This is a genomic window from Rubrivirga marina, assembly GCF_002283365.1.
GTDB lineage: Bacteria > Bacteroidota > Rhodothermia > Rhodothermales > Rubricoccaceae > Rubrivirga > Rubrivirga marina.
This window is the reverse complement of the sequence record NZ_MQWD01000001.1, coordinates 4,178,753-4,188,932: the sequence shown is the minus strand read 5'-3', so window position 1 is coordinate 4,188,932 and position 10,180 is coordinate 4,178,753. Positions and strand designations below refer to the sequence as shown.

At 73.9% G+C, this 10,180-nt stretch carries 10 protein-coding genes; 5 read left to right on the top strand and 5 right to left on the bottom strand.

Annotated elements, in window-relative coordinates; genetic code table 11:
* Together BSZ37_RS17890 and BSZ37_RS17885 are read left to right on the top strand one after the other, a co-directional pair.
* On the top strand, positions 1-531 hold a 531-nt coding region (locus tag BSZ37_RS17890), incomplete at its 5' end, for a response regulator (protein WP_095511864.1).
* A 42-nt stretch (positions 532-573) separates the two neighbouring features.
* Positions 574-1,779, top strand: a complete 1,206-nt coding sequence (locus BSZ37_RS17885; RefSeq protein WP_095511863.1) for a patatin-like phospholipase family protein — start codon at positions 574-576, stop codon at positions 1,777-1,779.
* 69 nt (positions 1,780-1,848) lie between these two features.
* On the opposite strand, the gene BSZ37_RS17880 is transcribed toward BSZ37_RS17885, so the two are convergent.
* The 5 genes from BSZ37_RS17880 to BSZ37_RS22575 all read right to left on the bottom strand — a co-directional run bounded on the left by BSZ37_RS17880 (position 1,849) and on the right by BSZ37_RS22575 (position 5,436).
* Positions 1,849-2,412 (bottom strand): hypothetical protein, encoded by a 564-nt coding sequence (locus BSZ37_RS17880; RefSeq protein WP_095511862.1) that lies wholly within the window; start codon positions 2,410-2,412, stop codon positions 1,849-1,851.
* A 114-nt stretch (positions 2,413-2,526) separates the two neighbouring features.
* Positions 2,527-3,552: a threonine aldolase family protein gene (locus BSZ37_RS17875; RefSeq protein WP_095511861.1), complete on the bottom strand. Its 1,026-nt coding sequence runs from the start codon at positions 3,550-3,552 to the stop codon at positions 2,527-2,529.
* A gap of 116 nt (positions 3,553-3,668) precedes the next feature.
* Complete coding sequence (mtgA, locus tag BSZ37_RS17870; RefSeq protein ID WP_095511860.1) at positions 3,669-4,370, bottom strand: monofunctional biosynthetic peptidoglycan transglycosylase; 702 nt, start codon at positions 4,368-4,370, stop codon at positions 3,669-3,671.
* Between the two features lies 1 nt (position 4,371).
* Positions 4,372-4,845 (bottom strand): transcription elongation factor GreA, encoded by a 474-nt coding sequence (greA, locus tag BSZ37_RS17865; protein WP_095511859.1) that lies wholly within the window; start codon positions 4,843-4,845, stop codon positions 4,372-4,374.
* Positions 4,846-4,983: 138 nt separating this feature from the next.
* On the bottom strand, positions 4,984-5,436 hold the full coding sequence (locus BSZ37_RS22575) for an NlpC/P60 family protein (RefSeq protein WP_095511858.1): 453 nt from the start codon (positions 5,434-5,436) through the stop codon (positions 4,984-4,986).
* A 431-nt stretch (positions 5,437-5,867) separates the two neighbouring features.
* Here BSZ37_RS22575 and BSZ37_RS22210 point away from each other — a divergent pair, with 431 nt between their 5' ends.
* The 3 genes from BSZ37_RS22210 (at position 5,868) to BSZ37_RS17845 (ending at position 9,621) form a co-directional block, all read left to right on the top strand.
* Positions 5,868-6,170: a YtxH domain-containing protein gene (locus tag BSZ37_RS22210; protein ID WP_095511857.1), complete on the top strand. Its 303-nt coding sequence runs from the start codon at positions 5,868-5,870 to the stop codon at positions 6,168-6,170.
* 54 nt (positions 6,171-6,224) lie between these two features.
* Positions 6,225-6,740: a BrxA/BrxB family bacilliredoxin gene (locus BSZ37_RS17850; RefSeq protein WP_095511856.1), complete on the top strand. Its 516-nt coding sequence runs from the start codon at positions 6,225-6,227 to the stop codon at positions 6,738-6,740.
* 349 nt (positions 6,741-7,089) lie between these two features.
* The gene (locus tag BSZ37_RS17845) at positions 7,090-9,621 is read left to right on the top strand and encodes a cation:proton antiporter domain-containing protein (RefSeq protein WP_095511855.1); all 2,532 of its coding nucleotides are present in this window, start codon (positions 7,090-7,092) and stop codon (positions 9,619-9,621) included.
* Positions 9,622-10,180: the final 559 nt, after the last annotated feature.

Below are 10,180 nucleotides of genomic sequence, written 5' to 3'. Positions count from 1 at the left end.
AGGGCGAAGGCCGAGCCCGCCCCCGAGGCGGCCACCCTCGACGCCGACGACCCCGTGATGATCGTCCGCGCCAAGCCGTCCGTTCCGCCGGCTACCGCCCCGACGATCCCCGAGGCCGCGCCCCCCGAGGACGCCGAGATCGTCGCCGAGCCCTCCGGCGACGGGCGCCCGACCATCCTCGTGGTCGAGGACAATGACGACACCCGGATGCTCCTCGAGCGGATCCTCCGCTCGACCTACGACGTGACGGCCGTCGGCGACGCGCGGTCGGCGCTGCTGGCGATGAACCAGCGGCGGTTCTCGGGCCTCGTCCTCGACATCAACCTCGGCGGCAAGGAGACCGGCGCCGACGTCCTCCGGATCGCGCGCTCGCTGCCCCGCTACGACGGCGTGTTCGCGATCGCGCTCACGGCCTACGCGCTTCCCGGCGACCGCGAGCGGCTGCTCGAGTCGGGGTTCAACGCCTACATCTCGAAGCCCTTCACGCGCCAGTCGCTGATGGAGACGCTGGCCGACGGCGTGATGGCGTAGGCCCGCGGTCGGGGTAGGTTTGGGCCGGCGTCCCCCCACACCGTGTTCGACCGCATCGCCCGCCTCTTCGACGGCCTCAAGCTCGACGAACCCGGCCCGCCGCCGGGCGGGGGGGGCGGGACCGCGCTCGCGCTGACCGGCGGCGGCGCGCGGGCGGCGTACCAGGCCGGCGTCCTCCGCGGCCTCGCCCGCCTCGCGCCCGACTTCCGGCCGGACATCCTCACGGGCGTCTCGGCCGGCGCGCTCAACGGGGCGTTCCTGGCCGCCTCGGCGCAGGACCCGTTCCCCGTCGCCGTCGACCGGCTGGTGGACGTCTGGCGCGACCTCCGGGCCGACCACGTCTACCGCCTCGACCGGCCGACCGTCCCCCAGGCACTCGCCCGGTTCGTCCGCCGCCCCGACGAGGTCTCGCCGCCGGCCGAGGGGGGCTTCCTCGACACGACGCCGTTGAAGGAGTTCGTGGAGGGCCACCTCGGGGCCGCCGGCGAGCCGATGGAGGGCGTCGACCGCGCCGTCCGCGAGGGCCACCTCGGCGCGTTCGCCATCACGACGACGTCGTACACCTCGGGCCAGTCGGTCACGTGGGTCCAGGGCGAGGGGATCGAGCCGTGGGACCGACCGATGCGCCGGGCCGTCCGCACGAAGCTCCAGCCCGAGCACGTGCTCGCGAGCGCGGCGCTCCCGTTTTTCTTCCCGGCCGTCGCCATCGAGAACGAGGCGCTGGGCCACGGTTGGTACGGCGACGGCGGCATCCGGCTGACGGCCCCGCTCTCGCCGGCCCTCCACCTCGGCGCCGACAAGATCCTCGTCGTCAACACGCGCTACGGCCCGAGCCGTGCCGAGGCGGACGCCCCCAAGGTCGACGCGTACCCACCGCCGACGCGCGTCCTAGGCATCCTCATGAACGCGGTCTTCCTCGACGTCCTCGACCGCGACGCCCAGACGCTCCGCCGGATCAACGCGCTCGTGGCCTCGACGCCGCGCGGCGAGTGGAACGGGTTCCGGCCGGTCGAACTCCTCGTGCTCCGGCCGTCGGTCGACCTGGCCACGCTGGCGGTCGGCTACGAGCCCCGGTTGCCGCCGTCGATGCGCCTCGTGATGGGCGGCCTGTCGTCGGGCGACGGCCGGAGCCCCGACTGGCTCTCGATGCTCGGGTTCGACCCGGCCTACGTCGAGGCCCTCCTCCAGATCGGCGAGGCCGACGCCGAGCGCCAGGCCGACGAGATCGCGGCGTTCCTGGAGGCGTGAGGCCCGTCGGTCCGCCTCGGCGACGGCGTCGAGGCGGGCGGCGCCGTGCGCCTCGTCCCTCCCGTGCGCTCAGAGGCGGGACGGCGCGCGCTTGATGGTCTCGCAGAGCGTCGGGAAGAGCGCGACGAGGTCGAGGTCGGAGACGGGCGTGCCGTCGATGCAGATCATGCGGCCGTGCGCCTCGGCGTACTCGACGGCGCGGTGGGCGAGCGCCGTGTAGTTCGGCATCCGTGCCGAGACCGTGAGCTGAGTGCCGTGACCGGCCTCGTCCCGACCGGTCACGACGAGGCCATCGTCGAGGACGTCGAGGCGGACGACCTTGGCCCACGCGACCACGCGTCGGCGCCCGGCCGCGTCGTGTCCGACGAACCGGCGGACGGACAGCTCGATGCGCCAGAGGCGGCGGTACTCCCGGGCCAGCGTCACCATCGCGACGGCCGCGCACAGCGCGAGGAGCGTGCCGCAGAAGATGGCGACCGACGCGGCGTCGGTGATCTCCCACAGCGCCGCGAGGGGAGCGGCCGAGACGAGGGCGCCGGCGACGAGCGCGAACACGACGACGCACCGACGCGCCTTGCCCCGGGCCTCTTCGAGGACCCGGTCATCGTCGAACACCTGAGACCACGTAGACATCGCGTGCGGGGGAGGGCACTGTGTAGCCTCGATGAAGTAAGCGGTTCCAGACGCGGGCCAAGTCGGGATTCTCCCTGGGGTTAGGTGAGTCGGGCCCCCAGGCAACGGTCTGTTTTACCGGGGGTAGCGCTGGCGGATCGCGCCAGCGGCCTGCTCGACGGCGGCGGCGTCGACATCGCGGTGGAGGATCGCGCGGACGGCGTGGGGGCCGAACGCGACCGTCCGGACGCCGGCCGCCTCCAGCCCCGCGACGGCCTCGGACGCGGGCTCGGGCGTCTCGAACAGGACGATGTTCGTGTCGGGCGGTTGGACGAGCGCGAGCCCTACGTCTTCGATCACGTCGGCGAGGCGCCGGGCCCGGGCGTGGTCGGCGCGGACGAGCGCGTGGTCGTCGCGCTCGAAGTCGTCGAGGGCGACGAGGGCGGCGGCGGCGAGCACGCCGACCTGACGCATCCCGCCGCCGAGGAGCTTCCGCACGCGCCTCGCCTCGCGGACGAGGTCGGCCGGCCCGGCCAGCACCGATCCGACGGGCGCGCCGAGCCCCTTCGACAGGCACACGTTGACGGTGTCGAACGGCGCCGACAGCGCTGCGGGCGTCTCGCAGAGCGCGACGGCCGCGTTCCACAGGCGGGCGCCGTCGAGGTGGAGGGCCAGCCCATGGGCTCGCGCCGCCTCCGCGACGGGCGTGATCGCGTCGAGTGGCACGGCCACTCCGCCGGCTTTGTTGATCGTGTTCTCAAGGCACACGAGCCGCGTCCGCGCCTCCCAGTCGTGCGCGCCCTGCACGACGGCCTCGACGTCGGGCACGGTCAGCACGCCCGAGAGGTCCCCGACGGGACGGAGCTGGACGCCCCACAGCGCCGCCGGCGCCGCGCCTTCGTAGTGATAGATGTGGCTCCGCTCGGCGACCACGACCTCGTCCGCCGGCCGCGTGTGGACGCGGATCGCGATCTGGTTGCCCATCACGCCCGACGGCACGAAGAGGGCGGCCTCTTTCCCGAGCATCTCCGCGACGCGTGCTTCGAGCCGCTTTACCGTCGGGTCCTCCCCGAACACGTCGTCGCCCACCTCGGCCTCGGCCATCGCCCTGCGCATCGCCGAGGTGGGGCGGGTCACGGTGTCGGAACGGAGGTCGACCATCGGAGGATTGAGGATCGGAGGTGGGGTCGCGTGGGTCGTGCGCAGGCGGGGGGGAGGGCGATGCGTCGCGGTCGAGACCGATCTGCAATCACCCGATCGCACATCTCCCAGTTCACCTACCATCCCATCTGGCGCATGCGGGTGAGGATGCGCGCCGACGTCCGGCCCATGTCCTGCGGACGGCGTTCGAGCGGGGCGGGGAGGCACGCCGCCAGCCGGGCCGACTGCTCGCGCGTCAGCGACGCTGCCGACGTGCCGTAGTGGTACGCCGCGGCGGCCTCGATGCCGAACACGCCGGGGCCCCACTCGGCCACGTCGAGGTAGAGCGTGAGGATCCGGTCCTTCGGGAGGATCCACTCGGCCAGGAACGTCAACGGGATCTCCATCCCCTTGCGGACCACCGAGCGGTGCGTCGTGAGGAAGAGGTTCTTGACGAGCTGCTGCGTAATCGTCGACGCCCCGCGCATGGGGCGGCCGGTGCGGATGGCGTCCTCGCGGGCGCGGCGGAGCTCCTCGGTGTCGAACCCGCCGTGCGTGTAGAACCGGGCGTCCTCACTCGCGACGACGGCGTGGCGGACGTCCACGTCCTGGCCCGCCTCGGGCACCGGCCGGTACTGGAGGTCGAACGGCTCGCCGGCGATCGCGGCCTCGACGATCCGCTGGAGCTGGACGGTTGTGGCCGGCGGCTCGATCCAGCGGTACGCGAGCAGGAGGAGCGCGCACGCCAGGACGTACCCGACGACGACGGCCGCCGTCCATCGGACGACCGCCCAGAGCCACCCGAGCGGTCCGCGCCGGCCGCTCTTGGTGCGCGCCACCTTACCGCGTGATGTCGAGGATCTCGAACTGGACCGTCCCGGCCGGCACCTTCACCGACACGACGTCGCCGACCTCCTGCCCGAGGAGGGCCTTCCCGATCGGGCTCTCGACCGAGATCCGGTTCTGCTTGAGGTCGGCCTCCTGGGCCGCGACGAGCGTGTACGTCGCCTCCTTGTTGGCCTTCTTGTTCATCACGCGGACGTTCGAGAGGATCCGCGCCTTCGACGCGTCGACCTCGTCCTCGTTGACGACGCGGGCGTTCGCGACCGTGGTCTCCAGCTTGGCGATGCGCGCCTCGAGGAGGCCCTGCGCTTCCTTGGCCGCGTCGTACTCCGCGTTCTCCGAGAGGTCGCCCTGGGCGCGGGCCTCGGCGATGTCCTGAGAGATCTTCGGACGCTCGACGGTCTTGGCGTGATGGAGGTCGTCCTTGAGCTTCTGGAGCCCTTCGGCGGTGAGGTAGACGGTGGAGCTCATGGCAGGAATGAGGTCCGGACAGGGCCGGCAGAGACCGGGAAAAAAACCGCATCCCGACGCGGGCGCCGGGATGCGGGGAACACGCACAAGATAACGCCGCCGCCGCCCGAACGCGCAAGGCGGCGGTGGCGGGGAGGCCTAGCCGCGGGCGCCGGAGCGGGGCGTCGGCATCCGGCCGGACGGCTCAGTCACGATCCGGCGCGACATCCAGTAGTACCGCGTCCAGTAATCGGAGGCCAGATTCGAGATCGTCACGCCACGGCTCGAGGAGGCGTGGATAAAGTCGCCCTCGGAGAGGTACACGCCGACGTGACGGACGCCGCGGCGGCGGAAGAACACGAGGTCGCCGGCCTGGAGCTGGTCCTCCTCGATCGGCACGCCCTCGTAGCGCTGGCTGGCCGTCGTCCGCGGGAGCTCGATGCCGAGCGTCTCCCGGACGTACTGCTGGACGAACGCCGAGCAGTCGATGCCGCGGCGGGTCGAGCCGCCCCAGCGGTAGGGGATGCCGAGCCAGTTCGGGGCGGCGTCTCGGAGGAACGCGTCGCGGCGGGCGACGCGGAGGACGGCCGACTCGGCGCCCATCTCACGCATCTCGGGGCGCGAGGAGACCGGGGCGACCGGAACCTGGATGGTGTCCCGGCGGGCGGTACGGGGTGTGGGGCGCGTTCGGGCGCTCGTCGTGCGAGCGGTGCGCGGGAGGGGCCGGCGTCGGGGCGCGGCCGTTTCCGAGGCGTCCTGCGAGGGCGCTGCGGAGACGGTCGGAGCGCCGGGGCCGGTCTGAGCGGTGACGGGAGTTGCGAGACCCGTCAGCGCGACGGCGGCGGCGAGGGACGCCGCGCGGCGTAGAGACCAGGGCATAAGCGGAAGGAACGGGGGTGGTGGGGTCGTAGGAAACTACGCTGAATCCGTGAAGGGAGGGAAACCCCCACGCGGACCTCCTGTCAATGCCGGGTTAGGCCCAAGTGAACGGAGACCTTACCGGTATCGCCCTCCACGCCCCGAACCTAAAGGCCCGCACCGTCATGCGCCCGATCGACCTCGCCGACCGTCTCCTGCTCGCCGGCTTCGCCTTCGCGGCGGGCTTGGGCATCGGCCTCCTCCTGGCGCCCGACGCGGGCGGCGCGACCCGCCAGCGCCTCGCCGGGACCGCCCGAGGGGCCGCCGATGCCACGCGTGCCCGCGCCGCGGGCCTCACCGAGCCGCTCGCCGACGCGGCCCGCGACCGCGTCCGCCAACTCTCCGAGCGCCACGTCCCGCTCGCCGGCGACTTGGACGTCGTCGACGCGCGCGACGTGCTGGACGACCTCCACACGGGCCGGTCGTAAGCTCAAGGCCGCCGCCCGCGTCCCTCCCGAACCCCCGACTTCTTCCCCCCACCCATGCCGTACCCCGAACCGCTCGTCGCCCCCATGCGCGACGAACTCACCCGCCTCGGCGTCCGCGAGCTCCGCACCGCCGACGACGTCGATGCCCTCATCGACGAGGCCCAGAGCGGGACGACGCTCGCCATCGTCAACTCCGTGTGCGGCTGCGCCGCGGCGAACGCCCGCCCGGCCATCGCTCTCGCGCAGGGCGTCGAGACCCAGCCCGACCGGACCGTGACCGTCTTCGCCGGCCAGGACACCGAGGCCACGAGCCGCCTCCGCGAGTACCTCGCGGGGATCCAGCCGTCGAGCCCGTCGATGTTCTTGTTGAAGGACGGCGACCCCGTCTTCGCCATCGAGCGCCGCCACATCGAGGGCCGCTCGGCGAGCGCCATCGCCGCCGATCTCAAGACGGCGTTCGAGACGTTCTGTGGCGCCGACGCCCAGGATGCGCCCGACGAGCCGCTCCGCCCCGAGGCCGCCACGCCTCAATCGCCGGGCCTGCCGGCCACGTTCCGCTCGATCATGTAGCGGATCCGGCAACCCGCTTCGATGCCCCTCGGCCCGCCCGGCCGAGGGGCTTTTTTTTCGAGGACGTCCGCCTCGGTCGCGTGCGGGGTGGGGAGGTCGCGTTTCTCAATCCTCGACCTCGGCCCCTCACCATGCCATCCTGGGCGACGCGGGGGATCGCTGATCGTCCGCCGCCTAGGTCCTTGACGCGCCGGGGAGGCGGACGCCAGGTCTCTCGTCGCTCGCTCCTCGGGATGACAGGGAGGGACGTGCGTGCCCGCGGCACCGCCCCGAGGCGGAGGGATCCGGCGGGCCGCGTCGTCGTTCGGGGCGCGCCCGCGGGGGCGTGGTCTCCCGGCGCCCCGCTCGCATGCACGACCTCCCCCTTACCGAGCCGGTCGCCGTCTTTACGGTCGTGCTGCTCATCCTGCTGGCGGCGCCGCTCGTCGCCCGGCGCGGCGTGCCGTCGGCCGTCGTGCTGCTGGCGGCCGGCGTCGCGCTGGGGCCGCACGCGCTCGGCGTGCTCGACCGTGACCCGACGATGGTCCTCCTCGGGACCATCGGGCTCCTGTACATCATGTTCTTGGCGGGCCTGGAGATCGACCTCCACGAGCTGGAGGAGGGGAAGGCGCGGAGCCTCGGGTTCGGCGCGGCGACGTTCGTGCTGCCCCAGATCGTGGGAGCGCTCGTCGGCCGGCTCGTGCTGGGCATGGGGTGGCCGGCCGCCGTCCTTCTCGGGAGCGTCTTCGCCAGCCACACGCTGTTGGCCTACCCCGCGGCGGCCCGCCTCGGGCTCCAGAAGGAGCGGGCCACGACGACGGCCGTCGGCGCGACCATCCTGACCGACACGCTCGCGCTCCTCGTGCTCGCCGTCGTGGCGACGGGGGCGCGGGAGGGCGGGGGCTTCGATGCGCTCGTGTTCGTGCGCGTGGCCGGGGCGCTGCTCGTGGTGGGCGGCATCGTGCTGTGGGGGCTCCCGCGGCTCGGCGCGTGGTTCTTCCGGACCGCGGCGCAGGACGCGACGATCGAGTTCGTGTTCGTCCTCGCCGCCGTGTTCGTGTGCGCGCTCGGCGTCGAGGCGCTCGGCGTCGAGCCGATCATCGGGGCGTTCCTGGCGGGGCTCGGGCTGAACCGGCTCGTGCCCGAGGGCGGGCCCCTCATGAACCGGATCGGCTTTTTCGGGACGGCGCTCTTCGTCCCGTTCTTCCTCCTCTCGACGGGGATGCTCGTCGACCTCGGCGCGTTCGCCGAGGCGGGCGCGGCCCGGGCGTGGACCGTCGCCCTCGCGATGACCGGGACGCTGCTCGTGACGAAGGGCACGGCGGCGCTCCTCCTGCGCCCCGTGTTCGGGTTCTCGGCCGACGAGGTCCGCCTCGCGTTCGGTCTGACGGTCCCGCAGGCGGCGGCGACGCTCGCGGCCGTGCTTGTCGGGGTCGAGGTCGGGCTGTTCGACGGTGCCGTGCTGAACGGGACGATCGCGATGGTGTTCGTGACGTGCGTGGTCGGGCCGGTCGTCGTCGAGCGGGCGGGGCGGCGGCTGGCGCAGGCGGCATCCGAGCGGGTCCCGGACGCCCGCGACGCCCGCGACCGCGTGCTCGTGTCGCTGGCGAACCCGGCGACGGCCGAGGCGCTCGTCGACCTCGCGATGCTGGCCCGCGGGCCGGACGCGGCGGCGCCGCTGGCGGCCGTGACCGTCGTGCAGGGCGGGCCGGACCAGTCGGCGGCCGTGGCGATGGGGGAGCGGACGCTGTCGGCCGCCGTCGTCCACGCCGCCGGGGCCGAGGTGCCGGTGCTCCCGCTCGTCCGCGTCGAGTCGAACGTGGCGCGCGCCCTCGCCCGGGCCGCGGCCGAGACGCGGGCGTCGCTCCTGGTCATGGGCTGGGACGGGAGCGCGACGGCGGCCCGCGTCCTGTTCGGCAGCGTCCCCGACCGCGTCCTCCGCGAGACGCCGACGGCCGTGCTCATCGCCCGCGAGACGCGCCCGCCGGCGACGATCCGGCGCCTGCTCGTGGCCGTGCCGCCCCTGGCCGAACTCGAGCCCGGGTTTCGGGCCGCGGCGGCGACCCTCCTCGGACTGGCGGCACGCGCCGGCGCCGAGGTCGTCGCGCTCACGCCGGCGCCGTACGCCGAGGCCGTCCGGGAGGCGTTCGCCCGCGCGCGGCGCGGCGGGCCGGCCCCCGAGGTCCGACCCCTCGACCGGTGGGGCGACCTCCCCACCACGCTCGACGCCTCGCTGCGCCCGACCGACGCGCTCGCGCTGATCTCGGCTCGGCAGGGCGCCATCGCGTGGCGCGCCTCGCTCGACCGGCTCCCCCGCGTGCTCGCCCGGCGGCACCCGGACCTCTCGCTGTTCGTCGTGTTCCCCGGCCAGGTGCCCGTCTCGGCCATCCTCCCGTCGGGCCTCACGAGCGGCGACCGGGCCTTCCTCGACCGGCTCCGCCCCGACTCCGTCCGCCTCGGTCTCCACGCGGACGAGCCGGCCGGCCTCTTCCGACAGGCGCTCGGAGACGCGCTCCCGGCCGAGGTCGCGGAACGGCTCGCCGACGTGCCCCCCGACGCCCGGCCCGAGATCCGTCCCGGCGTCGTCCTGTCCCACCTCCGCTCGCCGGTGGTGGACGAGCCGGTCCTGGGCGTCGGCGTGAGCCGCGACGGCGTGACGATGCCGGGCGCCTCGGGGCCGGTCCACGTGGTGCTGGCGCTCGTCGTGCCGGACCGCGTGCCGTCGCGGCGCTACCTCGGCTGGCTCTCCCTTGTGGCGCGGATGCTCCGCGACGACGCGACCGTCGACGCCGTCCGCGAGGCCGAGACGCCGGGGGAGGCGCGGGCCGCACTCCTCGCTGCGCTCCACGGGCCCGACGCGGATCCGGAGGACGCGCCGCCGGGCGGGGATCCCGCCCCGTAGGCGCCCGTTCCGGCCAGCCAGCCGCGAGCCCGTCGCGAACGCCGATGATCGGCTCGCCGGCCGCGCCTTCGAGATCGTCGACGGCGCCGCGCCGGGCTACGACCAGGTCGAGGCGATCCGCGCCTGGATCTAGGGGAACGTCGAGTACCCGTGTGGCGCGAGCGACGCGTCGGCGGACGCGCTCACGACGCTGGACCGCGGGCAGGGCGTCCGACGCGACTCCACGCTCCTCGGCGTCGCGCTCTGCTGGGCGTTGACGATTCCGGCCTAGATGGCCGTCGGCTACCTCCACGGGCTCGACCCGATGGACCCTTAGGCCTGGTCCGAGGCGTTCGTCGACGGCCGGTGGTACACGTTCGACGCGACACAGCCCGAGCCGCGCGGCGGCCGGATCGCCATCGCTTCCGGACGTGACGCCGCGGACGTCGCTTTCGCGAACCCCGTTCGGCCCGGCGCGGCTGACCGACAAGACCGTCTGGGTCGACCGCGCGGACGGCGAGAGCTGGAGCGCTCGGAGGGCCCACGGGCAGACCGAGCCCGGCAGGGACCTGGGGATGAA

What these genes read in the sequence shown, in the direction of transcription:
- BSZ37_RS22575 (WP_095511858.1), bottom strand. Translation starts at nt 5,436, where the DNA reads ATGCGTGAGATGGGCGCCGAGTCGGCCGTCCTCCGCGTCGCCCGCCGC.
- BSZ37_RS17875 (WP_095511861.1), bottom strand. Translation starts at nt 3,552, where the DNA reads ATGGTCGACCTCCGTTCCGACACCGTGACCCGCCCCACCTCGGCGATG.
- greA (WP_095511859.1), bottom strand. Translation starts at nt 4,845, where the DNA reads ATGAGCTCCACCGTCTACCTCACCGCCGAAGGGCTCCAGAAGCTCAAG.
- BSZ37_RS17880 (WP_095511862.1), bottom strand. Translation starts at nt 2,412, where the DNA reads ATGTCTACGTGGTCTCAGGTGTTCGACGATGACCGGGTCCTCGAAGAG.
- BSZ37_RS17845 (WP_095511855.1), top strand. Translation starts at nt 7,090, where the DNA reads ATGCACGACCTCCCCCTTACCGAGCCGGTCGCCGTCTTTACGGTCGTG.
- BSZ37_RS22210 (WP_095511857.1), top strand. Translation starts at nt 5,868, where the DNA reads ATGCGCCCGATCGACCTCGCCGACCGTCTCCTGCTCGCCGGCTTCGCC.
- BSZ37_RS17850 (WP_095511856.1), top strand. Translation starts at nt 6,225, where the DNA reads ATGCCGTACCCCGAACCGCTCGTCGCCCCCATGCGCGACGAACTCACC.